This is a genomic window from Pseudonocardia sp. Cha107L01 (genome assembly GCF_052566575.1).
Map to the genome: position 1 here is coordinate 7,303,706 of NZ_CP199579.1, position 24,463 is coordinate 7,328,168.

The 24,463-nt window shown below is 68.1% G+C and carries 19 protein-coding genes and 3 pseudogenes; 12 read left to right on the top strand and 10 right to left on the bottom strand.

Annotated elements, in window-relative coordinates; all coding sequences use genetic code 11:
* The first annotated feature begins 560 nt into the window (after nt 1-560).
* Nucleotides 561-725, top strand: a complete 165-nt coding sequence (locus ACTXG6_RS34345) for a hypothetical protein (RefSeq protein WP_445183511.1) — start codon at nt 561-563, stop codon at nt 723-725.
* Between the two features lie 146 nt (nt 726-871).
* Here ACTXG6_RS34345 and ACTXG6_RS34350 read toward each other — a convergent pair whose 3' ends face one another.
* Together ACTXG6_RS34350 and ACTXG6_RS34355 are read right to left on the bottom strand one after the other, a co-directional pair.
* Complete coding sequence (locus ACTXG6_RS34350; RefSeq protein WP_445183512.1) at nt 872-1,294, bottom strand: formate/nitrite transporter family protein; 423 nt, start codon at nt 1,292-1,294, stop codon at nt 872-874.
* 147 nt (nt 1,295-1,441) lie between these two features.
* Complete coding sequence (locus ACTXG6_RS34355; protein ID WP_445183513.1) at nt 1,442-2,635, bottom strand: NADP-dependent oxidoreductase; 1,194 nt, start codon at nt 2,633-2,635, stop codon at nt 1,442-1,444.
* Nucleotides 2,636-2,698: 63 nt separating this feature from the next.
* Here ACTXG6_RS34355 and ACTXG6_RS34360 point away from each other — a divergent pair, with 63 nt between their 5' ends.
* The 3 genes and pseudogenes from ACTXG6_RS34360 to ACTXG6_RS34370 all read left to right on the top strand — a co-directional run bounded on the left by ACTXG6_RS34360 (nt 2,699) and on the right by ACTXG6_RS34370 (nt 6,224).
* The gene (locus ACTXG6_RS34360) at nt 2,699-3,319 is read left to right on the top strand and encodes a TetR/AcrR family transcriptional regulator (protein WP_445183514.1); all 621 of its coding nucleotides are present in this window, start codon (nt 2,699-2,701) and stop codon (nt 3,317-3,319) included.
* Nucleotides 3,320-3,631: 312 nt separating this feature from the next.
* Complete coding sequence (locus ACTXG6_RS34365) at nt 3,632-4,540, top strand: MFS transporter (RefSeq protein ID WP_445183515.1); 909 nt, start codon at nt 3,632-3,634, stop codon at nt 4,538-4,540.
* 471 nt (nt 4,541-5,011) lie between these two features.
* Nucleotides 5,012-6,224 (top strand): annotated as a pseudogene (locus tag ACTXG6_RS34370) (IS256 family transposase).
* Nucleotides 6,225-6,660: 436 nt separating this feature from the next.
* Here ACTXG6_RS34370 and ACTXG6_RS34375 read toward each other — a convergent pair.
* Complete coding sequence (locus tag ACTXG6_RS34375) at nt 6,661-7,068, bottom strand: VOC family protein (protein WP_445183516.1); 408 nt, start codon at nt 7,066-7,068, stop codon at nt 6,661-6,663.
* Between the two features lie 660 nt (nt 7,069-7,728).
* Here ACTXG6_RS34375 and ACTXG6_RS34380 point away from each other — a divergent pair.
* A pseudogene (locus tag ACTXG6_RS34380) lies at nt 7,729-7,906 on the top strand (transposase); the annotation flags it as partial.
* A gap of 293 nt (nt 7,907-8,199) precedes the next feature.
* Here the strand turns inward: ACTXG6_RS34380 and ACTXG6_RS34385 are convergent.
* Nucleotides 8,200-9,513: an MFS transporter gene (locus ACTXG6_RS34385; RefSeq protein WP_445183517.1), complete on the bottom strand. Its 1,314-nt coding sequence runs from the start codon at nt 9,511-9,513 to the stop codon at nt 8,200-8,202.
* 788 nt (nt 9,514-10,301) lie between these two features.
* Nucleotides 10,302-10,667: a hypothetical protein gene (locus ACTXG6_RS34390; protein WP_445183518.1), complete on the bottom strand. Its 366-nt coding sequence runs from the start codon at nt 10,665-10,667 to the stop codon at nt 10,302-10,304.
* Between the two features lie 128 nt (nt 10,668-10,795).
* On the opposite strand from ACTXG6_RS34390, the pseudogene ACTXG6_RS34395 reads away from it, so the two are divergent.
* Together ACTXG6_RS34395 and ACTXG6_RS34400 are read left to right on the top strand one after the other, a co-directional pair.
* Nucleotides 10,796-11,474, top strand: a pseudogene (locus tag ACTXG6_RS34395) (IS30 family transposase); the annotation flags it as partial.
* 14 nt (nt 11,475-11,488) lie between these two features.
* Nucleotides 11,489-11,785 carry a hypothetical protein gene (locus ACTXG6_RS34400; protein WP_445183519.1) on the top strand — a complete coding sequence of 99 codons (297 nt, stop codon included), beginning with the start codon at nt 11,489-11,491 and terminating at the stop codon, nt 11,783-11,785.
* A 223-nt stretch (nt 11,786-12,008) separates the two neighbouring features.
* Here the strand turns inward: ACTXG6_RS34400 and ACTXG6_RS34405 are convergent, their stop codons facing one another.
* The 3 genes from ACTXG6_RS34405 to ACTXG6_RS34415 form a co-directional block, all read right to left on the bottom strand.
* Nucleotides 12,009-12,137 carry a hypothetical protein gene (locus ACTXG6_RS34405; protein WP_445183520.1) on the bottom strand — a complete coding sequence of 43 codons (129 nt, stop codon included), beginning with the start codon at nt 12,135-12,137 and terminating at the stop codon, nt 12,009-12,011.
* Nucleotides 12,138-12,205: 68 nt separating this feature from the next.
* Nucleotides 12,206-12,472 carry a 30S ribosomal protein S18 gene (gene rpsR / locus ACTXG6_RS34410; RefSeq protein ID WP_445183521.1) on the bottom strand — a complete coding sequence of 89 codons (267 nt, stop codon included), beginning with the start codon at nt 12,470-12,472 and terminating at the stop codon, nt 12,206-12,208.
* A 79-nt stretch (nt 12,473-12,551) separates the two neighbouring features.
* Nucleotides 12,552-12,752, bottom strand: a complete 201-nt coding sequence (locus ACTXG6_RS34415; protein ID WP_445183522.1) for a hypothetical protein — start codon at nt 12,750-12,752, stop codon at nt 12,552-12,554.
* Between the two features lie 164 nt (nt 12,753-12,916).
* On the opposite strand from ACTXG6_RS34415, the gene ACTXG6_RS34420 reads away from it, so the two are divergent.
* The gene (locus tag ACTXG6_RS34420; protein WP_445183417.1) at nt 12,917-14,062 is read left to right on the top strand and encodes an IS701 family transposase; all 1,146 of its coding nucleotides are present in this window, start codon (nt 12,917-12,919) and stop codon (nt 14,060-14,062) included.
* A 605-nt stretch (nt 14,063-14,667) separates the two neighbouring features.
* Here ACTXG6_RS34420 and ACTXG6_RS34425 read toward each other — a convergent pair.
* Nucleotides 14,668-16,179 (bottom strand): hypothetical protein, encoded by a 1,512-nt coding sequence (locus ACTXG6_RS34425; RefSeq protein WP_445183523.1) that lies wholly within the window; start codon nt 16,177-16,179, stop codon nt 14,668-14,670.
* A gap of 481 nt (nt 16,180-16,660) precedes the next feature.
* On the opposite strand from ACTXG6_RS34425, the gene ACTXG6_RS34430 reads away from it, so the two are divergent.
* The 4 genes from ACTXG6_RS34430 (at nt 16,661) to ACTXG6_RS34445 (ending at nt 22,485) form a co-directional block, all read left to right on the top strand.
* On the top strand, nt 16,661-17,872 hold the full coding sequence (locus ACTXG6_RS34430; protein WP_445183524.1) for an ATP-binding protein: 1,212 nt from the start codon (nt 16,661-16,663) through the stop codon (nt 17,870-17,872).
* 42 nt (nt 17,873-17,914) lie between these two features.
* The gene (locus tag ACTXG6_RS34435) at nt 17,915-19,522 is read left to right on the top strand and encodes a LuxR C-terminal-related transcriptional regulator (RefSeq protein ID WP_445183525.1); all 1,608 of its coding nucleotides are present in this window, start codon (nt 17,915-17,917) and stop codon (nt 19,520-19,522) included.
* A gap of 87 nt (nt 19,523-19,609) precedes the next feature.
* Entirely contained in the window at nt 19,610-21,283 is a 1,674-nt protein-coding gene (locus ACTXG6_RS34440) for a PEP-utilizing enzyme (protein ID WP_445183526.1), read from the top strand.
* Nucleotides 21,280-22,485 (top strand): acyl-CoA dehydrogenase family protein, encoded by a 1,206-nt coding sequence (locus tag ACTXG6_RS34445; protein WP_445183527.1) that lies wholly within the window; start codon nt 21,280-21,282, stop codon nt 22,483-22,485. The genes ACTXG6_RS34440 and ACTXG6_RS34445 overlap by 4 nt, the downstream gene beginning before the upstream one ends.
* A gap of 243 nt (nt 22,486-22,728) precedes the next feature.
* On the opposite strand, the gene ACTXG6_RS34450 is transcribed toward ACTXG6_RS34445, so the two are convergent.
* Entirely contained in the window at nt 22,729-24,246 is a 1,518-nt protein-coding gene (locus ACTXG6_RS34450; RefSeq protein ID WP_445183528.1) for an IS1634 family transposase, read from the bottom strand.
* Nucleotides 24,247-24,463: the final 217 nt, after the last annotated feature.

Here is a 24,463-nt window from a genome sequence, read left to right on the forward strand (position 1 = left end):
GCACACGCCAATGCTAGGCCGACCGGGGGGTAGCTCAGCGAAGCCGGTTTTGGCCAGTTCGGCCAGGGTATCGGACACCTATGTATGGCCCTGGCCCGCGAGTTGCGCACCTAGCGAACGACACCGGGCCGCCCACACTGGGAGCCAACATGGCGGCGATCTTGGTGTGGTGGCCGGGCCTGGCCGTGCTGTGGTGGGCCGCGGTCAGTGGGCGCGGTTGCCGGAATCGGCTTGGGACTCGCGGTCCTGGGACTGGTGGATACCGCTGCCCAGGCCTGGGGGCTGCGCCGTCAGGGACGACGCTAGAACACGAGGCGCGCTGGGCAACTCGCCATGCGTGTGCCCCACCGCACTGACCGCCGCGCTGGTCAGTTCCTCTGCCGATAGGTCCTGCCCCGGCGTCGCGGTAGCCCGTGGCCGCGGACAGCCCCGCCGGTCCGCCGCCCACGATCACCAGATCAGTCGATTCCATGAAAATCCTCTCCGCCGGATCGGCGGCTGCCGGGTTCACACCCGCAGCCGGAGACGACTGACGCACCTCGTAGCGGGTACCCAGCGCCATGGACAAGCACCACCCCGCGGACACACCCGAGCGCGACTGGCCGACCTTGCATCCCAACGACGACCCGGACGCGATGCGCCCCGACCTCGCGCCCGACGACGAGCGGGGCGACAAGAACGAGCACGAGCACGAGCACGAGACCAACGACAGCAGCGCGGACTGAGCCACGTAGCCGCGGGACACGCACCGCATTCCCGCCGGCGCCTTCCCAAACTCCGGACACGCCACGAGTCCCCCGTTGGGACCACTGACCGACCTCGCGCTTGGCGGCCCGCTACCCCGCCGGAGGGAAGGCCGGCCGCCGACGCCTCATCCCGGCCCATCTGGGTGGCCGCGTTCCACCATCACCTTGTGAGGTACCTGCCGCAGCAGTGTCACCAGGACCAGGCCACCGCACAGGTTGCCCAGTACCGCGAATCCGAACATTCCGAGCCAGTCCAGGTAACCGAACGGGGCGCCCGCTTCCAACCCAGCGAAGCAGATCAGCGACGCCACGATCGCATGGTCGACCTGGCCAGCGCCGAGCAGGAAACCGATCACAATCGCCGGCACCAGGCGCACACCGTCGGACTCGGTGGCATGTTGCAGGTGAGTCATCAGCGTGATCAGCATCGCACCGATGAGTGCCAAGGCGAACGCGCGCCAGCTGGCGCCCAGCTGGATATAGAACGCGGCCGCCTCCACGGCTGCCGGGCGCAGCGCGGGAAACCCCACCATCACCAGTGCCGTCACGATCCAGCCACGGCTCGTGCGGCTGCCCGCTGTGCGTGTGCTTCGTTGGTCACATCAACCAGAACGGTTAGGTGACTGCAGCGCTTGATGTCCCTCGCCGACGATGATGATCTTGCAAGTCTCCGGGGGCCCTATCTTTGGGATCGGTCAGAGCCGGACGATGACCTTTCCCTTGGCGCGGCCCTTTTCGAGGTAGGCGAACGCGTCGGCGATCTGCCGGAACGGGAAGACCCGGTCGGTCACTGGCTTGAGCTGACCGCCATCGACCAAGCCGGCCAACAGGTCGAGGTCGTCTCCGCTGGGGTGCATGAGCAGGTAGCGGTAGCCGACTCCCCTGCGGTGGGCCCGGTGGCGGGTCTTGGCGCCGATCGCCCACACTCCGGCGGTCAGCAGTGGGCCCAGGCCCAGGTCCACGCGGGCGGTGGTCGGTTCCGGGACGCCCGCGATCGTGACCGTCTTGGCTCCCCGCTTGAGGATGTCGAGACTGTCCGTCAGATCCTTCCCCCCTACCAGGTCGAACGCGCCGTCGTAGTCGCGCAGGACGTCCTTGAACTTCTGCTTCTGGTAGTTGATGACCGTCTCGGCCCCGAGTGACCGCACTAGCGTCTCGCCCCGGGGTGATGCGGTGGTGGCCACCGTGGCACCCATCCAGACGGCCAGTTGAATGGCGAGTGTGCCGACACCGCCGGCCCCGCCGGAGATGAACACCCGATCACCGCTGGTGACGGCCAGCTCGTCACGCAGCCCCTGCAACGCGGTCAACCCTGCCAGCGGCAATCCGGCCGCTTCGGCGAAGTCCAGCGACGCCGGCATCTTCCCGACCAGGCTCTCGTTGACGGCTGCGTACGGGGCGAAGGCGCCAATCTTCTGATGGTCCACCCTGGCGAACACCCGATCCCCCACCGCGAACCGGGTGACCCCGGTGCCGACTCCCTCCACCACACCGGCCAGCTCGTTACCCATCACCACGGGCAAGTCATAGCGCCAGACCAGCCGCACCGCGCCATCACGCGTCTTGTAATCGACCGGGTTCAGCCCCGCGGCGCGCACCCGGATGAGCACCTCGCCATCGCCAGCCGTCGGCTCAGGGACCTCCCGAAGCTCCATCGGCCGCCGGTAATGCGTCAACACATACCCCTGCACTGCACATCCACCTCCTTGAAACCATGCCGTTGCTTCCCCGCACTGGTCTTCGACAATGACGGCTATCGGGTCGGTCGCGGTGGCACCCGCGATGATGCCGTCGCAACCTCGGTGCCTGATCGAGCGGACGCCACGCCGCTGCGCCCATCCGGCATGAAAACGATGCGGTACGCGAGCGTACCAACGCTTCAACCGCACGGTACACCGGCGTACCATAGGTGGCAAGGACTCGCCGAGCCGAGAGGAAATGGGATCGCGGTGATGACTGCGTGGCGCCGATGTCGAGCGGAGCAAACATTAACCACGCACAACGACCTGGATGGATTCCGCGAGCGGCTGCTCGACGGCCTCGCCGCCTCGATCGTTGAGCAGGGTTACCGGGACACCACGGTCGCCGACATCGTCCGCCGCGCGCGCACGTCACGCCGGACCTTCTACGAGCACTTCGCGAGCAAGGAAGAGTGCTTCGTCGGGCTGCTCGCCGACGTGAACGCCGAGATGGTCCGGTGGATCTCAACGTCGGTCGACCCGCACGCGCCTTGGCAAGACCAAGTGCGCCAGGCGATCGAGGCCTGGATCGCCTACGCCGAATCCGAGCCAGCCATCACGCTGAGCTGGATCCGCGAAGTCCCCTCGCTCGGTGCCCCGGCCTGCCGACAGGACACCACTGAGTCTTTCGTCGCCATGATCCAGACGCTCTGCGATACCGAGCAGATGCGTGCCGCCGGCGTCGGCCCGGTGCCGCGGGAACTCGCGGTCATTCTGCTCGGAGGCCTGCGCGAGCTGGCGGCCACCACGGTCGAGGACGGCGGACAGATCAGCGATGTCTCCGAGACAGCGGTCCGCGCGTCGATCGCCCTTCTCAGCCCACACTCTCACTAGAGCAACCGAGATAGTCAGGACCCGTTCTGGAGCTGCGCGGACGGCCATCGTCCGTTACGAACCGACGACCGGATCCGCCGGGCGAGTTCCCGTGCCACGATCTCGGCCGCGCCGTGGCGGTGTTCACGGGAGCGATCGATCGCCACGGGCGCTGCCCGGGTTAGTCCCCCTGGCACGCAGGCTTTGATCGCCGTGATCACCAGTGACTACCCCGGCGTCTGAGTAGTGACGAAGTCTTCGTGGACCGCTGGGCTGGCGAGCAGCGGGTAACTATGGCCGGGCCGGCCCTTCGGCGTTGTCGTCGGCCGATAGTTGGAGGCCCTCGAGCATGGTCTCGAACATCGGCTCGAGATAGCTGGGATCGCCGTGGATCTTGGCGATAGCCGCGATCATGTCGAAGATCTGCTCGATCGTGAGATTCCCCTCGGCTTCGTCGGGGTGTACCTGCGCACCCGCCTGGCGGACACTCCCGCCTTCGTCGCGCTGGAGAAGGAGGCCGACAAGCGGGAGAAGGAGCAGCGCGGCTCCCATGAGTGGAAGACGCTGCTGCAGATGTGGCCCTTCATGCTCGTCTGCATGGACCTGGTCCTGGTCTGGAACGTCACCAACTACATGCTGACCTCGTACATGCCGACCTACGTCACCGACACCATGCCCAGGATGCAAGGGGCGACCGGCGAGAGCTCCACGACCTCGCAGGTGGTGCAGATCGTGGTGATGGTGGTCGCACTGTTGACCATTCCGCTGATCGGAACGTTGTCAGACCGCATCGGCCGCAAGCCGATCGCCTTGCTTGGTTCGATCGGCCTGGTCGTGCTGGCCTTCCCGATGATCCTGCTGATCCGAGCCGACACCATCGTGTCGATCTTCCTCGGACTGATGATCATGGGACTATTGCTGATCTGCTTCAGCGCGACGATGCCCTCAACGCTGCCGTCCCTGTTCCCGACCGAGGTCCGCGGCGGCGGCCTGTCGATCGCGTTCAACGTGTCTGTCTCGCTGTTCGCCGGAACCACCTCCCTAGTGGTCGGCGCCCTGGTCGGAGCAACCAAAGATCTGAACTGGCCGGCCTATTACCTGATCATCGCCGGCGTCATCGGCATGGTCTCAGTCTGGTTCCTGCAGGAGCCGAACGGGCGGCGTATGTGGAGTTCTCCCCCATCCGCGGTCTCCCGGGAAGACGCCGAACAGCTCATCGCCGCCCAGCAGCAATCCGCCTGATTGTTTTTGGGCGTGGCGTTCGAGAAGTGGCCCGCGCTTCGATAACTAACTCCCGCCCCAAGGTAGCTATCGGAACACTTCTGTTCGCCATCGCGATCTGGCGCTCTGCGCGCTGCCCCACAGCGCGGCGACAAGCTTCGTCCTAGCCATCGTCCTCAGACGACGCTCTGTGCCTACCTGGCCGCATCCGGCTCGATCACACTGCTTGGCGCCACCACCGCCTGGTGACCGACATCAACGGCGCCGTCGACGCTCCGGTCAGACCCGTCGCCACCGAACTGGCCCCGATCCGGGTCACCGGCGTAATCCCCGAAGGGACTGTTGCAAGATCGGTGTTTCCGGCCCGACACGCCGGGCCGTGGTCCGGCGGGATGGGCACTGTGAGTGATGACATCTGACGCTGTGAGCACAGAGAAGAAGATCAAGGGGTCGGACCGGGGGCTGTCGCCGGAGCAGGCCGCCGCGGCGGCGATGGTGGCCGAGGCTCGGCAGCGAGGGCTGGAGCTCACTGGTCCAAACGGGCTGTTGAAGCTGTTCACCAAGAACGTTCTGGAAACGGCGCTTAATGAGGAGATGACCGAGCATCTCGGGCACGAGAGGCATCGTGCCGATGCTGGTCGTGAGTCGACGAATGTGCGCAACGGCACCCGATCGAAGACGGTCATTTCTGACGCTGTCGGTGAGGTGCGGATTGAGGTTCCTCGCGATCGGGAAAGCGCGTTCGAGCCGCAGATTGTGAAGAAGCGTCAACGGCGACTCACCGATGTGGACGAGATCGTGTTGTCGCTCTATGCGAAAGGGTTGACGACCGGGGAGATCTCGGCGCACTTCTCCGAAATCTATGGCGCGTCGGTTTCGAAAGAGACGATCTCACGGATCACCGACAAGGTCGTGGCCGAGATGCAGGAGTGGGCCAGTCGGCCGTTGGACGCGGTGTACGTGGCGATCTTCGTTGATGCCATCGTGGTCAAGGGTGCGGGACGGGCAGGTCGCTAACCGGCCCATGTACGCCGCTATCGGCGTCACCGTGGACGGCCGCAAGGACGTGCTCGGGTTGTGGGCCGGCACCGGCGGCGAGGGGGCGAAGTTCTGGATGAGCGTGCTGGTCGATCTGAAGAACCGGGGTGTGCGTGACGTGTTCTTCGTGGTCTGCGACGGGCTGAAGGGCCTGCCCGAGGTGGTCGAGAACGTATGGCCACTGACCATCGTGCAGACGTGCATTATCCATCTCATTCGGAATACGTTCCGGTTGACCTCACGCAAAGACGCCGACGCGATCAAGCGGGACATCAAACCAATTTACACGGCGCCCAATCCCGATGCCGCGCTCGTCGCGTTGGACGAGCTCGAGGAGAAATGGGGGAAGAAATACGGTGCGATGATCCGAATGTGGCGCGGCGCGTGGAACGAATTCGTGCCGTTCCTGGACTACGACATGGAGATCAGGAAAGTGCTCTGTTCGACCAACGCGATCGAATCACTGAACGCACGATACCGCCGGGCCGTGCGAGCACGCGGACACTTTCCCAGCGAACAGGCCGCGCTCAAATGCCTGTACCTTGTGACCCGCAGCCTGGACCCCACCGGCACAGGCCGCGCACGATGGACGATGCGCTGGCAACCCGTGATCAACGCCTTCGCCATCACCTTCAGTGACCGCTGGCCGGCCGCTGAAACCTACTAACCAAATCGCCGGAAACACCGATCATGGGATAGACCCTCCCCGAATTTCGATGTTCAGTTGGATCGGAAAGGTAAACGATCCGAGTGCGAGTGGGTGATAGTCGAATCGCAGCCTCGCGTCCTGCTCATCGGCGGCGAGGTCGTCGTCGCCAAGCTCGGCCGCCCGGATCGGGACTCGGAGTCGGATGGCACCGTGGGCGTCGGAGATCGGTACCTCGTCGTTGCGACGCGTGTCGCGAAGGTTCGTGAGCACGAGGTGGCCGATGGTGGCGACGACCGAAGGAAAGGCTCGCTGACCTGGATTACTCCAAGTCAGCGGCCTTTGGCAACCCTGTCGGGAGGACAGCATTTGGACCTGTGACCCCTTTGACCCCCAGCCGATGATCGTGTTGGTGCTTGCGCGGGCGTGCCAAGCGCTGGGCCCGTGATCGCTATTGCTACTGGTCGCTCAGGCGCGCCTCAGCGCGGGTCGGTTCGAAGAGCTCGACGGCATTACCGGACGGGTCGTCGATCAGGGCCTGTTTGCCGCCGACTCCGGTGATGAGGTCGCTTCGGAAGTGGACTCCGGCATCACGGAGCCTGTCCATCGTGCCCGCCAGGTCCGTAACTTCGAGGGAGATCCGGTTCCATCCTCCTGGCGTGGGCATGGTGCCATCTGGCATAGCTTGACCTCCGCCACCCGGGCCAGTTCCAGGGGCGCTGAGCACCAGCCGGAGGTCGCCGCGCGTCAGCATGGCAAAGGTTGGGGCGGGATGCATCTGTTCTTCGAAACCGAGGTGCTGGCAATAGAACGCGATCGCGGCGTCGACGTCATCGACGATGTAACGGACGCTGACCGTGGCCACCTGTGTGCCTCCTGCTCGCGGCTGCTCAACCGGTGTTGCGGTTGCGGTTGACACCGTATGCCTTGAATCGGGCCAGTGGTTTGGTGCTCGTCCTGGGGGATCTGGTTGATCAGGGTGTCGCCGCGTTAGTCGTAGGCGCGTAGGACGGTTTCGCCGATTTCGATGGTCACGATCTGGCCGGCGTGGCGCAGCCCGACCGGCACTCACTGTCCGATGACTTGGGTATCGCCTCGGGCGGAAACCCGCCGCCGGGTTCGGCCCGGTCGGCGGTCGGGTTGCCGGCCTGGACCAGTCGCTCGTGCTCCTCGGAGCCGGTTGCGCTGGGCTGAGGTAAGGGCCAGTGGGCTGGTGCGGGTCAAGGCACCGTCGACAATGACGTGGGCAGTTCAGCGTCCAAGCGCAGCGTGACGCGGCGTCCGGCATGTTGGGCCCCGACGGAGATGTAGTGCCCGGCGACCGTGACGTTGCCGCGGGCGTTCACGCTCCGGTTGATCTCGAGCGGGCCATCCCGGTGGGCGGAGCGAGCTGGTGGTGGGCCGGCGGGGCGAGCTCCCTCGGCCCTTAGCCGGGCGAGGTGGGTGGTGGTCATCCGTGAGGGCAGGGTGGTCAGGTGCACCCCGCCGATCTTCAGGCCGCCTGCACTACGGGAAGTCCGGCTATCTGCGTCGAAGGGGGCTGGCTACCGGAGAGATCGTGGCGCACTTCGACGACGTCTACGGCGCAACCGTCAGCAAGGACACCATCTCCCGGATCACCGACAAGGTCGTCGCGGAGATGACCGAGTCGCGCAACCGGCCCCTGGACCGGGGTCTATCCCGTGCTGTTCATCGACGCCATCAACCTCTGTCCCGGGCACACCCCGTTGTAAGCCGTGCCCCGGTACAGACGGCAGCGACAGCGATTACCAACCACATACATCGGACACAGCAGAATCGTGGCCGTGGCTACCGTGGCGGCCTGGTCCGTCAGCACGGGCCAGCTTGAATCAGCGGTGGCGATGCCGATCATCGGGCGCCGTCGAACACCTCGCTGGTGACGCCCCGACGCGTCCACGACCTATAGACCATGCCTTAGCGCCCGTGCGCACCGAACCACTCGTGGCTGCGCCGGCGAGGGCCGTTATTGGTCGTTTCAATCATCGTTGTGCTCCCTCATGCTCGTGTTGGGGGTGGCTGCCTGGGTCACCGGGTTGGCCCGGCCGCGCACGGTAAGCATCAGCAGCCCAGCCAACAGCAACGCGACGCCCAGCACGACCGAGGTGGACAGGAAGCTGCCGCCGCTAGCGACTTGCAGTACGCCGCCGATGTACGGGCCGAGGAACCCGCCGAGGTTGCCGAGCGCGTTAATCAGCCCCATCGCCCCGCCGGCCAGCGCCATCGGCATGGCCCGGGACGCGCTAGCCCAGAACGGGCCGTCGTAGGCCAGAGCCCCACCCATAGCGAAGCTGATAAGCACGATGGACAGCCAGGCGATGTTGCCCAGTGCCACCGAGGCAACCAACGTCACCGACGCGATGGCCATCGGAAGCAGCACGTGGAAGGCGTAGCGGCCATTATGGTCCGCCGCCCGGGCGTTGAGGTACAGCCCGACGATGGCAAAGATGTACGGGATCGCGGTGACCACACCGACCAACACACTGCTGCCCCCGGTGGTGTTCTTGACCAGAGTGGGCAGCCAGAGGTTCAGCCCGTAGAAACCGACCTGGATCAGGAAGTAAACCACGACGAGGCGCCATACCATCCCGCTGCGGAACACGTCGGCGAACGGCGCGGATTCCGGCGCGTCGGCGTTCTCCTCGGCCAGCGCGTTCTCGATGTATTGCCGCTCCGGTGCGGAGACCCACTTGGCCTGTGACGGCCGATCGGCGACCAGACCGAACCACAGCGGGGCAATGATGAACGGGAAGATGCCCTCGACGATGAACAGCCAGCGCCAGTCGGACACCGAGAGGATCCAGCCGGACAGCGGTGCCGTGATGATCGAGGAGATGGCGATGTTCATCATCCACACCCCGTAGGCCCTGGCTCGCTCCCTAACCGGGAACCAGTGGCTGATCAGCACCAGGATCGCCGGCCAGATCCCGCCTTCGGCGATGCCGAGCAGGAACCGCACGACGAGGAGCTGGGTGAAGTTCTGCACCAGCCCGGACAGCACCGCGAAGACGCCCCAGATCAGGATCATGATCCCGACGAACTTCTTCGCGCTCCATCGCTCGGCCAGATGGCCGCCCGGTATCTGCAGGAACAGGTAACCGATGAAGAAGATCCCCCCGGCCAGGCCCTGTTGGGCCTTGTCGATGTGCAGATCGTGCCCCATCCCGGAGAACGCGAAACCGATGTTCGTCCGGTCCATGAACGAGATGATGTAGACGATGATCGCGACCGGGATCAGCCGGGTCCACCGGGTGATACCGACGCCGGCGCCTTTGCTTGCGACGGTTGCCATGGCCAGCGGTCCTTCCTTGGCCGAACGCCGCGCTCCCACGGGTTGAGCGCCGCTGTGTGGGGCCTTATGCGGGTCGTGTTCGGATAGCTGACGGAGTACCCAGCGTTCAGCCTGAGTAAGCGGATGCTGGGCCAGCCAGGCCTCGGGGTATGTCCAACCGGACAGGCCGCGCGGCTGGCCCTACTGGGTGGTGTCACAAAGCAGCCCCATCTGGCCGAGCAGGCCCCTTGCCGGCCACGTGCGCGAAGATCTCCGTTGCCCTTGTGTCGACGTCACCGACCGCCACTGCGGCCTGGATACGATTATTGAGTCTCGCCCCAGACCCCGGTGGTTCAGGTACGGCCGTGTTTCACCGGGAAAGGGGTCGTGATCATGTCTGATCTTGCTGGGGGGCCCGAGTATCGTCGGCCTGTCTTCGGTCAGCTCTCGATTTGTCGTGGACCAGGCGTTGTGTTCGTGTACTCGTCAGGTTCTGTCCGCTCCGAACGGGCAGCAGGTCGTGGTGTTGCGGGTGTTCGGTGAGATCGATCGGGACACCGACGGGTTGTTGGAGGGGGCGCTGGCGCTCGACCGCCCGCGCCGATCCGTCGACTTGGTCGTGGACTTGTCCGGTGTCACGTTCTGCGGTTGCACGGGTTTCGCTTTACTCGCCGACGCCGCGCCGGTGGCCATCAACGCCGCGATGGCCGCGACCCGTAGCAGCGATCCTCTGCCTGTGCTGGTCATACGCCTTCCTTCCACTCTCGCGCCGCCGGCGGGGGCACCGGGTCCCACCGCTCCTCGCTCGCCTACCCGCGCAGGTTCTGCTGCACGACGGCCATCGTCGTCTCAAGATCTGCGGTCGGGCTGAACTCCACGACCGAGGTGCCGGCCGTTACCAGGGCCAGATGTCCGGGCGGGGCGTAGTAGGCATCCCCGGCGACATAAGTTTCATCGTGATCGGGCCACCGGAACATCAGCTGCCCCGTTGTGACCACACCCCAATGCGCGCAGGGGCAACGGTCCCCGGGCAGGCCGACGAAGTTCGGCGTCGGGTCGGTGTCCTGTTTGAACGTCTCAAAACTGACCGTGTAGCCGCCGAGCGGGGCATGGCGCCCTTCGATCTGGTCTGCGTCGACCGCGATCGGGGTCGACATCCGGTTGGCGCCGGGCACGGTGTTCTCCTTCAGAAACGAAACTGACATCCCTACTGCGTGACAACCGACGGAACACCGTGAACCCGATGGTCACGCTCGGCCGCCCGCCGCACCGCGTCAGCGGTACAGCGACACACAGGCAGGTGCGCGAGCTGACCGCGTGCCTGCGGACGGGGCGGGCACTGCGGGTTCCGCGGGCCCGCACCCAGAGCCGCGGCAAGAACTTCGTCACGGACGAGGTCAAGATCAGTCAGCGTCCTGCCGAGGTCGCCGACCGGGCGGTGCCCGGGCACTGGGAAGGTGATCTGATCATCGGGCTGGACAAGTCGGCCATCGGCACGATCGTGGAGCGCACCACCCGGTACACGATGCTGTTGCACCTGCCCCCGATGGACGGCCACGGAATGCTCACACCGATCAAGAACGGGCCACCGCTGGCCGGGCACGGCGCCGAAGCCGTCAACGCCGCCATCGCAGCACAGTTCGCGACACTTCCCGAGCAGCTGCGCCGATCGCTGACCTGGGACCAGGGATCCGAGCTGGCCCAGCACGTCCAACTCAAGATCACCACCGGACTACAGGTTTACTTCTGCGACCCGCACTTCGCCCTGGCAGCGCGGCAGCAACGAGAACACCAACGGCCTGCTACGCCAGTACTTCCCCAAGGGCACCGACCTTTCCCGCTGGAGCATCACGGACCTCGCCGCGGTCACCGCCACCCTCAACAGCCGGCCGCGCAAGACACTCCAATGGCGCACTCCCGCAGAAGCCTTCGCTCGGCACCTATCCTCGTTCCAACAAGCCGGTGTTGCATCGACCCCTTGAACCTAAGCAGCCGGTTGGTCATCCTCCAGGCATCGATCCACCTCGATGACATCGCGCGGTTCGACCAGGCCTTGATCGGGCTGAGCTACCCGGCGGAGAAGTGGCAACTGATCGCTCACGCCGGGCAAGGCCCCGTTGACCGCGACCGGACAGATCCGCGCACGATCTGTCAGCTCTGGGCCTTGCCGCCCGGCCGCTACGTCAGCCTGGCCCACGTCCTGGCCGGCGCCGCCCGGACCGCCCGCGGACACCCCGCCCGCACCGGCGCGGAGCCCCGCCCAGACCCGCCGACACCCCTCGACTGGGTATGAGTGTGATGTTCAGATTGATGTCCGGGGACCCTGTGTGGGGTCCAGCGTCGGCTTTGGAATGGCTGCTGGACAGGACCGGTGAAATCCTGGCCCCCCGCGGCCGCCCCGGAGCGATCGCTAAAGCCCTCGGTGACCACCAGCGCGTCATTGTCGGCCCACCCGACCCGAGCATGTTCGGCGACCTCAACCCGTCAGCGCGCCACCCTCGGCCTGGGACTCGCGGTCAGGCAACCCATCCCAACACCGCCACCACCGCGACCACCAGCACCGTGTCCGGACCCGGCGCGATCGCACCGCCCACGTTCGGGTTCGCCACCAACCAGCCGTTGGCCACACCCCGGTCGCCAAGCATGCCCCACCAGGCGATCGCCGCCTGGCAGGATGCGCTGAGCGACGCCGCCCAGGTCCGGACGCTGCTCGTTAGCGATCTCGGCGGCGGTCGCCGCTCTTCTCACCACCGACTGAGGCGTAGGGCAGCAAGGCCATCTCGCGGGCGTTTTTCACCGCCATCGCGACGTCGCGCTGGTGTTGGCGGCAATTGCCGCTGACGCGGCGGGGCCGGATCTTGCCCCGGTCGGAGATGAACTTTCGCAACAGCCCGGTGTCCTTGTAGTTGATCGCCTGTGCCTTGTCCTTGCAGAACGCGCAGACCCTCTTCTTCGGTTCGCGCAGTGGCGGCTTTGCCATCGAGAAGCGCTCCTGGACTGTGGATGTCGGTGACGGAGTGGAGCTTGCAGCGCTCGCGGACACCGAGCGGACCCCGCGGCTATTCGGGCGGTCCGACCCGGTAGACGTAGCCGCGACGATGTTCGTCGAGGCCGTGCAGGTAGTAGGTCGTCGTGCCGGTGCCCAAGAGGCTGTCCAGCACGAGCTGCTGGGGTGGCACGCCACCGCGGCTAGAGTCGATGGTGAGCGTGGCCCCGCCTCGCGGTCCGTCGTCGAGGAGCACGTGAATCTGGATGGCCATATTCCAGGGTTGCGCGATGTGGACAAAGGCGCCAGCGGTTGCCCCCATTAAGGGCACGAGGTGGTCCTAGTTGAGCGGCGCGGCGAGTCCGTCGGGTCCGCGCGGGTCGTCAGGGGTTAATACTGCAACGGCAGTTGCTTGACTGGTGGTAGATCATTGCTGGTGTGGTGGTTGATGTTGCGGTGGTGGAGTTGGACCGGCTGCATTCTCGGGTAGCTGGCCGGTTCGCGCGGGCTGAGCCGCGGGCTCGTATGCGGGAGTATGTGGCTGGCTTGGTCGCCGGGTTGGAGCGCAAGAATGGCTGGACCCTGGCTGAACGTGCTGGTGAGGGCTCTCCGGACGGGATGCAGCGGCTGCTGCGGTGGGCCGATTGGGATATCGACGGAGTCCGCGATGACGTCCGCGACTATGTCGTGGAACAGCTCGGTGACTCGGACGCGGTGTTGATCCTCGATGACACCGGTTTCCTCAAGAAAGGTGTCCGCTCGGCCGGGGTGCAGCGGCAGTACTCGGGCACCGCGGGCCGGGTGGAGAACTGCCAGATCGGCACGTTCTTGGCCTACGCCACCCCGCGCGGGCACGCGTTGATCGACCGTGAGCTCTATGTGCCCGAGGTGTGGACGGCTGATCGGGAGCGGTGTCGCGCGGCGGGGATACCCGACGACGTCGAGTTCGCGACCAAACCGCGCCAGGCAATGGCGATGCTGCAGCGCGCGTTCGCGGCCGGAGTGCCGTTCGGCTGGGTCACCGCTGATGAGGCGTATGGCCAGGTCAAGTATCTGCGGGTGTGGCTGGAACAGCATGATGCGCCCTACGTGCTGGCCACCAAATGCAACGACACACTGATCACCCGCGACGCTGGGCAGCGCCGCGCCGAGGAACTGATCCGCGAGCTCCCGGCTCGGGCGTGGCGGCGGCTGTCGGTCGGCGCCGGCGCGCACGGGCCCCGCGACTACGACTGGGCACGTGTCTCGATCCGCATCAGCTGGGTGCCCGGGCGCGGGCACTGGCTGCTGGCTCGACGCAAGATCACTGAGCCTGGCCAGGCGCCCGGTGAGATCGCCTACTACGTCTGTTTCGGGCCTCGCCGATCCACCTTGGTCGATCTGGCCTGGATCGCCGGTTCGCGCTGGCGGATCGAGGAGTGCTTCCAGCAGGCCAAGAACGAGGCCGGGCTTGATCATTACCAGGTGCGCAGCTGGCGGGCTTGGCATGCCCACATCACCTTGTCGATGCTCGCCCTGGCCTGGCTCGCCGGAACAAAAGCGCAGCTCACAAAGGGGGAACCAGTACCGACAACCAGCACATGATCAGTCTCACGCTACCGGAGATCCGGCGACTGCTTGTCCACCTCGCCCTGCGACACACCCACAGCATCGAGCACGTCTGGTCCTGGTCCTACTGGCGCAGAAAACGCCAACACCAAGCCCGCCTCAGCCACTATCGACGACGCGGATACTTACTCACCTAACTGCCGTTGCAGTATTACGGCCCAGCACTGCTGAACGGCTCCGAGACGGTCTTGTCGCCATGGGTGTAGGGCGCCACCGCCAGCCCCCGACCAGCACCCGACACCACACCGGCCGCCACACCCCGGACCAACACCCCCCGACAAGCGCCGACCGCCGCACCAGACCCTCGAGTGAGTCGAAGCCCGCCAGAAAGCCCGCCAGAAACCGGCGCCACCGCCGGTCAGTTCCGGGTGCTCGAGGAACTGCGCGGCCGTGGCGTGCTCACCGACTCTGAGTTCGGCACCGCTGTCTCGCGTCTGCGCGCCACGCCGAAGGCCTGAAGGCCAGCGATGCGGCCCCCATCTGCCCCTTCGGGCGTCTCGCCGTACTGAACGCGCACGCACCCCTTATGGAACCGATCGCGGGCTCGAGGTCCGGTCCGACGAACGTGACACTTGACGGGGCTACGACGTGTGCTTGCCCAGCGCAACCTGTACGAGGTCGACGACACTGTTGATCACATGGAGCGGCCGGAGGTCGTCGGCGAGGCCGCTGGGCGGGTGGCTCACCAGCGTGTCGGCCGCGAGGGCGGCCGCGAAGTCGATCCCACTGCCCTGCACGTCCGGGTTGAGGTGCTGGAGGATCTGGAACACCTCCTGGGCAAGGATGGCGTACCCGATGGTGGTGGGGTGAACGCCGTCCAGGGCGATCAGGCCGCCCTTGCGTCTACCGAGCTGGTCGGAGGTGAAGAACTGCGTGTCCGGCTGCGGCGTCAGCGCGGACAGCACCGGGGGCAGCTGGTAGGCCTTCGCGGCCCACCATGAGGGCTGGGTCAGCGGGTCGGCGATGTAGCGGCGGAACGCAAGCCGGTCGAGCAGCCCGCACAGGTCGAGGATCAGCCAGTCCCTCGGTCGGGCCGCCACCCGCGCCTCGTAGACCATCTTCTTGATCGTGTAGTTGTACTGGTCGATGGCCGAATCGATCGCCCACGCCTGCTCGCCGGTCAGCGCAGGGTTGACACCGGGCAGGTACTCGGCGTCAGACACCCAGGCGTGGACGTAGCGGCCGAAGTAGCGTTGTCCGGCAGGCTTGACGCCCATCCCTCGGGCGATCGGAACGATCGTCACGTGCGGCACCGTCGCCCAGATGACGCGGCGGGCGTTGATCTCGGCGACCTTGTCGCGGAGGCCGCCCAGGTCGGCAGCGAAATCGCTCGGTGTCCACACAGTCGGCTTGTCGTCCATGCCGGACCAGGCGAGGCGCAGCTGGACCGCGCTGGGCAGAGCGTTGTTGGCGCCGAGGGCGACCACGAGCGTGTCGATGCCGCCGTCAGCGCCGATGGCGCGCGCGGCGTCGATCATTGTGACCGTGGAATCAGGGCCCGTCGACGGCCCCTCCAGCGCACGCAGCATTGCACGTTCAGACGCGTGCGACACCTCGGGTGAGAAGGAGCTCACGAGGCCCTGCGGCTCGGTGACCGCCGCCGTCGCCTGCCCGATCGTTTCGGTGTAGGCCTGGCGGACGGTCCAGCCGTAGACGGCGAGGTTGTGGTGGTACGCGCGTGACCCGAGCGGCACGCCGCCCCCCGGCCCATGCTCCCAGTAGCCCTTCACGTGGGTCACGGCCGCGATCGCGGCGTGCACACCACGCACCTCACGGATGACGGGCAGGCCGCCCGCCTCGGCGGAGTCGATGCCTCTGACCAGCGCCTCGAGGTTCAGCGGCAGACCCGGACAGTCGACAGGCCCGGGATAGGTCGGATAGGTGAACACTCCTGGGGCGAGTTGTAGCGCCCCCGCGAGGAGAGCGGGCCACGACAGGCTCGTGTCGGTGATCGCGAGGCTCTTGAAGCCCATCGTGATGGAGTCGCCCACCGTGATGAGGGGGTGACGTGCGTCCCCCGCAGTCACCTCGACCGGGATCCCGAGGCCGGCATCCTCGGGCAGGAGCGGCTCCGGCGCTTCGGTATCCCGCACCATCAGGTCCGCCGGGTAGGGAGGCGTTGTCGCCCATGCAGGCTGGGTTCCTGCAGGCGGTTCCAACCGAATCGGCCTGCCGTCCGCGAAAACCGGTCTCGGGAGCTCCTTCACAGCCTTACGTCCGCGCGCCATGACAGTCCTCCGGATCAACACTCGGCGATGTGCTGGTCACCGGCCTGCAGCGAGCCCTAGCCGTGGCCGAGGACCGATCGTCCCGACCCTAGCTCCATAGGCAATCGATCCCTATACGTACACGCCACCCGGCGGCGGTGCGTCGGTCGGGCGGAAGACGCGGGCTGTGTGTGGTTGTACGCGACGAGTTCCGGTAGCGCGGGGGCCGACGCGGCGGTCGCGTCAGGCGAGACGTGGAATCGGTGCCCGCCGACTGCGCGGACGTGGCGCGGTGGCATCGGCGCTCCGGTGACGTGCACACCCGTTGTGGTGCCGTACAGATTCCGCTGCTGGAATGCATGCCAGGGTGGCTGCGACAATTCCGACCATGGAGGCGGTCAGGGCGGGCAGCGGTCCTGTCCCGCTTATCGGGCGCGAGGCCGAACTGGCCCGGCTCGTGGCCGCGGCCGAGGATCTCGTGGCCGGGCGTGGTCGGATGGCCTTGCTGGTCGGCGAGACGGGCGTGGGCAAGACCCGGCTCGCCGAGGAGTTGCTGACGCTGGTGGCGGCGGCCGGGGGGCTGGCGCTTACTGGCCGTGCGGGTCCGGCATCGGTTGGCCTGGCGTACGCGCCTGTGGTGACCGCGCTCGGTCCGCTGGTGCGTGCCGCCCCCGACGCCGCGGCCGACCTCCCACACCTGGGGCGGCTGTGGCCGGAACTCGGCCCCGCGCCACCGCCGGCGGACGCCGAGCTGGATGTCACGTTGCTGGTCGAGGCGCTCGCCCGGCTGGTGGAACGCGCCGCGGCGCGCGCACCGGTCGCGGTGCTGCTCGATGACCTGCATTGGGCCGATCCGGCCACCCTCGACCTCACCGGGTACCTGGTGCAGCGGCTCGCGGCTGCGCCGGTGTTGCTGATCGGCACGGTACGCAGTGAGGAGGTCGCCGGGCGCGAGGACCTGCTGCGGCTGCTCGCCACGGTCCGGTCTTCGCCGGGCTTGCTGGAGATCCAGGTTGGCAGCCTCGGTGATGCCGCGCTCACCGCCGTGGCCGCCGGTCTGCTCGGCGGCACACCGCCGACCGAGCTGGCACGGCTGCTCGCCGAACGGGCGGCGGGCACCGTGCTGTTCGTCGTCGCGCTGGTACGTGGGCTGGTGGAGTCGGGTGGACTGGTCCGGGACGGCGGCCGGTGGCGGCTGCTCGGCGAGGGGCAAGTGAGGCTGCCTGGCGCGCTTCGCGACCTCGTGCTGCAGCGGCTCTGCAGGCTGGACGGGCCCGAGCGACTCGTCCTGCGGCTGGCCGCGCTCGGTCCATCGGGCGTGGACCACGCCGTCCTGGAACGGGCGGCCGAACTGGACGACGACGTGCTGGCCACGGCACTCGCCCGGTTGGTGTCTGGCGGGCTGCTCATCGAGGACGCCCACCCGACGCGGGTCGGCTACCGACTGAGCCACCCGCTATTCGCCGAGGTCACCGCGGGCTCAGTGCCGGTGATCACCGCGCGGCGGCTACACCGCCGGCTGGCCGCCGCCGTGCAGGCATGCACGCCTGGCGACCTGGCGAGCCTGGCCCACCACTAGGCGGCCGCGGGTGGCGAGGTCGATCCGGGCCGAGCGGGGGCGGTGCTGGCCGAGGCGGGCGACCGCGCGCTCGGCCTCGGTGCGCACATCGAGGCACTGTGCCACTACGAGGCGGCGATCGCGCTGGCCCGCGAGGGCCACGGCCGCGAACGGCTGGCCGCGCTGCTGGAGCACGCCGGGGTCTCCTGGGACCGGCTCGGCGAGCGCGACCGCGCACTGGCGGCATGGCGGGAAGCGCTTGGGTTGGTCGGCGAGCACCCGGCCGACGCCCCCGCCCGGCTGCATCGCCGGATGGCATTCTGCGCCTACGACGCCTTCGACATCCCCACCGCGCGCGAGCACGTGCGGGCTGGGCTAGCGGCGGCGGGACCGGCGCCATCCGCGGAGCGGGCCGCCCTGCTGCACGCCTGCCTGGTGGTGGAGAACGCGCCGATCGCGGACGCCTCCGAGCTCGCGCCGGTGGCCGCCGAGCTGGACCGCATCGCCGGCACGCTCGGCCTCCCGCGGATCGCCATCGAGGCCCGCCTGTCCCGATCGACGGTGCTGCTGCATGAAGGCCACTTCGAGGCGTCCCGTACGGCGGCCCTCGAGGCGCTCGAGTTGGCCGAGCGCGCCGACGAACCGGTCCTGGGCCGGCGCGCCCACCACGAGCTGACCTTGGCGTGCTGGTTGCTCGCCGACCACGCCGCCGGGCGCCGGCACGCCGAGGGCGCGGTCGAGCTGGACCGGCGGCTCGGCGCCGCGGCCCACGAGCCACAGTCCCGGTTCCGGATTGCCACCCCGGCCGTGTTGGCCGGGGACTGGGCGAAGGCCTTGGCGCTGGGCACCGAGGCGGTCGCCCTGGCCCGGCTGCACCGCCACGATCGAGCCCTGCTGGCCTGCCTCGGAGTGCTCGGGGTCACGCACGCGTTGCGGGGCGAGCTGGACGCGGCGCAGCTGTGCGTCGCCGAGGGGACCGACCTCGCCCGGCGTACCGGCGGCCACACCCGGTCGGTGCTGGTGTTGCGCTGGGCCGAGGCGACCCTCGCGCTGGAACGGGACGACCCCGTGGCCGCGATCCGAGCCCTCGTCGACGTGCGGACACCGTTTGGATTCGGGCTATTGGGCCGGGCGCAGGCCGCCGCTGGGGACCGGTTGGGCGCGCTGGCCACCGCCGAGCTGCTCGACGCGGCGGAGGGCGAGTATGCGGTGGGCTTGGCCGCCCTGGTCCGCGGCCTGGCCGATGCCGACCCGCGGCGGGCCGACGCTCACCTGGAGGCCGCCGCCGCCCGGTTCGACGCGCTCACGCTGCCGTACGAGGCGGCGTTGGCCCGGTCCGCGCACTCCGCGATCGCCCCGCGTCGCGCCGCCTTGGACGAGTTCACCGCGCTGGGTGCAGGGCGTCGGGCGGAGCGCACCCGCCGGGCCTTGCGGGCCGATGGCGTGCGCGTCGTTGCCGCTCGCGCGACGCGCGACCCTGCCTGCCCGCTCACCGCGCGCGAGCTGGAGATCGCGGGTCTGGTCACCGAGGGGCTTACCAACCCGCAGATCGCGACCCGGCTCGTGCTGTCCGTTCGGACGGTGACCAGCCACCTGGAGCACATCTACACACGGCTCGAGATCGGCTCCCGGACTGCCCTGGCCCGTTGGATGACCGACCGCGACGGGTGAGCCCCGACCGGCGGGATCGGTAGGTTTACCGATGAACCGGAGGCACCCGGCCGGCGACGATTCCATCGCGTACGCCGAGGAGCTTCCATGACCGTCACGCCCGCCGTGCCGACCATCGCCACCGAACCGATCCCGCCCGGGCACTGGCGGCGCGAGGTCAGCCACGCGCCCCGCCCGCAGTCGCCGCTGGTCCGCACGACGGCGCTGGAGTACACCAACGCCGGCTTCCGGCGGATGTTCGACGAGCTGGGCGTGCTGCCGCAGACCCTGGAGTGGAGGGAGATCCGCGGCTGGATCTACACCCGCCTGGTTCCACCCGGCAGAGGCGACCGGGCCGCGGCCGCCGAGGAAACCCTGCGCACCGACCGCTACGGCCGCTACCTCGACCGGTGGTTTCACGTGTGGCGCGACGAACTCACCGCCACTATCGCCGAGCTGCGCGCCGCCCGGCTGAGCGCGGTGAACGACACCGAGCTCATCGCCCACCTGCACAGGGTGCTCGCCCTGCTCGAACGTGGCATCGACGTGCATTTCCGGCTGCAGGGCGGATACGCCGTGCTACTCGCCGACCTGGCGTTCGCTTGCCGCGAGCTGCTCGGCTGGGATGATCGGGCCACCCTGGACCTGCTGCATGGCCTGTGCACCGCCTCGACCGAACCGGCGCGGCGGCTGGCCGAGCTGGCCAGGCTGGCCCGGACCCGTCCGGCGGTGCGGGCGTTGCTGCGGCGCGCCGATGCGGCGGCCGCGGCCGCTCTCGCGCAGGCCGACCCGGAGTTCGCCGCGGAGTTCGCGGCCTACCAGCACGAGTTCGGCTTCCGCTCGATCCGCTACGAGGTGATCGACCCGACCCTCGCCGAGACCCCTGAGCTGGTGTTGCGGCTGCTACGCGACCAGCTCGATACCGGGTACGACCCTGCGGTGGAGGACGCCACCGCCCGCGACGCCCGAGAGCGGAGCCGTGAGCTGGCCAGGGCACAGTTGTCCGGCGCGGACCGGGCCCGTTTCGACCGGGCGTTGTCCCGGGCCGAACGCATCTACCCGGTCCGTGAGGAGTACGGCCCGACCACGTTCAACGAACCGCTGGCGCTGCTACGGCACGCCGCGCTAGAGGTCGGGCGCCGGCTGGCGGCGACCGGCCGGCTGACCCGCGCCGAGGACGCATTCTTCCTCGAAGGTGACGAATTGCTCGCCGCGCTGGGTTGCGGCGACGAGTTCGCGCTGATGGTCGCGTCCCGCCAAGCCGACCGGGAGTGGGCGCTCGCGCACCCCGGTCCGGCCAGCTACGGCACGCCGCCCTGCCCGCCGCCGTCCCCGCGATCGCTGCCGGCCGCGGCGCGGTTCGTCAACGAGGCCATGCTGTGGCTGGTCGGGCACTCGTTTGCTCCCGACGACAGCGCCCGAGTGCAGACCGGCGGTCTACTGACCGGCCTGCCCGCCTCCGCGGGGGGCTACACCGGCCCGGTGCGGGTGATCCACGGAGAGGCCGAGTTCGACCGGCTGCGCCCCGGTGACGTGCTGGTCTGCCCGATCACCTCGCCGGTGTGGTCGGTGCTGTTTCCCAGCGTCGGCGCGCTGGTCAGTGACACCGGCGGGATCCTCTCCCACTCGGCGATCATCGCCCGGGAGTACGGCATTCCGGCCGTCGTTGCCACCGGCAACGCCACCTCGGTGCTCCGCGACGGCCAGCTGGCGACGGTCGACGGCTCCGCCGGCACCGTGCGGGTGACGGCTCCCATCCACTCGAGCAGGAGACACACGTGACCGAGACACCGACCGCCATGACCGACTCACCCGCCGCGGTGGCCGATAGCCGGCCGTTGGACGGCTCCGCGATCCTGTCCAACGCGCACCGAATCGCGCCACTGTTGCGCGCGCACGCCGCCGAGGTCGAGGCCGCGCGCCGGCTGACCACGCCGGTGGTCGACGCCCTGCGCGACAGCGGCGTGTTCCGCATGTCCGTGCCCCGGTCGAGGGGCGGCCCCGAAGTGGACCTCCTCGCCCAGGTCGAGATCCTGGAGGTGCTCTCGCGGGCCGACGCGTCGGCCGGCTGGTGCGCCATGATCGGCTCCGACAGCGGCTTCTACGGCGCGGCGCTGGACGAGGCGGCCGGCCGCGAGCTGTACCCGGACCTCGACGCCGTCACCGCCGGCTGGGTCATCCCGGCCGGGCAACTCGAACTCGCCGACCAGGGCTACCGGCTCCGGGGCCGCTGGTCGTTCGGAAGCGGCTGCACCCACGCCGACGTGATTGCCTCCGGCGCCCTCGTGACCGAGGCCGGTGTCCCTCGGTTGGGGCCCGACGGCCAGCCGGAATGGCGAATCGCGCTGTTGCCGGTAACCCAGGTGCACGTACACGACACCTGGTACACCACCGGGCTGTGCGGATCGGGCAGCAACGACTACTCCATAGACGACGTGTTCGTGCCGGCCGGTCACACCTTCGCGTTAAACGACATCAAGCGGGACGAGAGCCTCTACCGCTGGCCCGGCCTGTTCATCGCCAACCTCGTCGCCGTTCCGCTCGGAGTGGCAGCCGATGCCCTCGACTTCGCCATGCAGGCCCTGGCCGTGAAAACCGTCATGCCCGGGATGACCCCCGCCCGCGAGGAGGCCCGGGTGCAGGTCGGCGTCGCCCGCGCCCAAGCCATGGTGGGCTCAGCCCGCAGCTACGTATACGACACGCTCGGCAACTTCTGGGCCGTGCTCGAGTCCGGCGACGAACCCAGCTTCGCCGCACGCGCGGCCCTGGCCGGCTGCTTCGTGCACACCCTCACGACCTGCCGCGACGCCGTCCAGCTGCTCGTCGAGACGGTCGGCACCGCGGCGATCCAGCGCGGCTCGTCGCTGGAGCGCAACCTCCGCGACCTCATCACCATAAGCCAGCACCTCATGGGCCAAGTGAAGATGCGGGAGTGGGCCGGCGGCCTCTGGTTCGGCCAACCCACACCGATCCCCTACCTCTAGACCGTGACCGGGACACCACGAACCTGGCGGGCCAGGCCCGGACGCCGAATAGGCGACTAGGTCGACGTCGGGCAACGCCCTAGTTCAACAGCTGGGGGCGATTCGACTCTTCGCGAGTCAAGCTCGCGGTGCACGGTATGGATCACCGGGGAACGTCCGCAGGGGAACGGCAACCGGACGCTGCCGGCGCCCTTACCGGCAGCGGCGTCACGGTCGCTCAGCGCGTACCCGACTTGGCTCAAATTAGTGCGCACGTTCGCGCCGGTGGATGCGTGTGAGCGCTTCCTGTAGGTCCTCGGGGATGGGGTCTTCGGCGGTGAGGAGCTGGCCGGCGGCGTTGATCTGGACGGTTCGGTAGCGGCGGGCGGTCCGGACGAACCTGCGGATCGACCAGCCGGTGCGGTCTTCGACCAGGCGAGAGACCGCGAGTGCTGCGAACACGATCGTCAGGTGTGCCTCGATGGAGGCGCGTTTGTGGTGGTAGATCGGTCGGGCGGCGAGGTCGTGCTTGGACATCCGGAACGACTTCTCGATCTGGAACAGCCGGTGGTAGGCGCCGATCACGAACTCCGGTGTCGGCTCGGGCAGGTTGGTGATGTAGCCCTTCCATCCGGCCAACGTCCGCGCTTTGGTCTCCAGGGCGCGGTTGACGCTCTTCTTGGCGTCGACGAGCTTGATGAACCGGTTGCGCTTGACCGGGATCTTCCCGTCCACGGCCTTCTCTGCCTTGGCGATCTGCTCGTCGATGCCGTGCAGCGTGCGCCGGGCCCGATCAGCGGTGTACTGGTAGTAGACGACCTGGTCACGGCGCTTGTCGGACGGCCCAGCCGGTCTGGGTTGAATCAGGATCAGCTTGTCCGGGACCGGCTCGTCAGGGTTCTTGCGCCGCCATTCGGTCACTACGTAGGGGATGTCTGGGGTCTTCGCACCGAGGATGAACGTCAGCCCCGCGGCCTCGATGGCCTTCATGTTCCCGTCGGAGATCATCCCGGCGTCGGCGACGATGGTGACATCGGCCAGGTGGTGGGCTGCCATGAACGCGGTGATCGTCGGGACCATGGTCGTGGTCTCGGCCCGGTTGCCCTCGAACGCCTCGACCATCAGCGGGAACCCACTAGCGTCGGTGAGCAGCCCGATGGTGATCTGAGGTTCCAGGCGGCGCTCCTTGGAGAACCCGGGCTCGCGGAACCCATCGCCGGCGTCAGCCTCGAAGTACAGGGTCGAGACGTCGTAGAGCACCAACGATGCCGGCCCGAGACCGGCATGCGTCGCGCAGGCAGCGGCGAGCTTGGCCCGCCACGCATCATCGGCATAGGACTGCAAGCGGCGCTTGAGGGTGGCGTAGGAGATCGCGTCGACACCGGCTTCGGCCAGGACCCGCAGGCTGTCCTGCTTGCTGGTCGGCTCGATGATCCGGGCCAGCACCAGCTGGCGGAACACCTCGTCGCCGGCGACCGCGTCGTCGAATCCGAGCTGGTCGTAGGCGGTGCACAGCGCATCCCACAGCGGCGCCATCCGCGTCGACACGATCTGCAACGGACCCGACCCGACCGTCGTGACGGTCTCGGGGTCCAAGCCCAGCTCGAGTTCGCCCTGCCCGCCGGCCAGCCGCCGGCGGGCGACGGCCTCGAGGGCTTCGATCGCCTGCTCGTCACGCGCGGAGCCCAAGTGCTCGATATCGCGTGCACCGCGCCGGGAACCGTGCACGATCTGCACCGCGGTCGCACCCGAGCCGGTCCGAACCGTGCGCACGTACGCCACCAGCGCAGACTACGAGATCCACTTAGTGCGCAGAATCAGCCGATCCAGCCGGTGAACCCGCAGCTCAACAACCCGACGCCGCCTTCAAGATCCACCCATGAGCCAAGTCAGGCCTTACCGGCAGCGGCGTCACGGTCGCTCAGCGCGTACGCACACGATCGTCCGCGTCCCGCTTCAGCTTGATCGGTTTGACCGGCCGCGCCGGAAGGTGTCCGGT

What these genes read in the sequence shown, in the direction of transcription:
- ACTXG6_RS34415 (WP_445183522.1), bottom strand. Translation starts at nt 12,752, where the DNA reads ATGGCCATCCAGATTCACGTGCTCCTCGACGACGGACCGCGAGGCGGG.
- rpsR (WP_445183521.1), bottom strand. Translation starts at nt 12,472, where the DNA reads ATGGCAAAGCCGCCACTGCGCGAACCGAAGAAGAGGGTCTGCGCGTTC.
- ACTXG6_RS34405 (WP_445183520.1), bottom strand. Translation starts at nt 12,137, where the DNA reads ATGCTTGGCGACCGGGGTGTGGCCAACGGCTGGTTGGTGGCGAACCCG.
- ACTXG6_RS34345 (WP_445183511.1), top strand. Translation starts at nt 561, where the DNA reads ATGGACAAGCACCACCCCGCGGACACACCCGAGCGCGACTGGCCGACC.
- ACTXG6_RS34440 (WP_445183526.1), top strand. Translation starts at nt 19,610, where the DNA reads ATGACCGTCACGCCCGCCGTGCCGACCATCGCCACCGAACCGATCCCG.
- ACTXG6_RS34385 (WP_445183517.1), bottom strand. Translation starts at nt 9,513, where the DNA reads ATGGCAACCGTCGCAAGCAAAGGCGCCGGCGTCGGTATCACCCGGTGG.
- ACTXG6_RS34360 (WP_445183514.1), top strand. Translation starts at nt 2,699, where the DNA reads ATGACTGCGTGGCGCCGATGTCGAGCGGAGCAAACATTAACCACGCAC.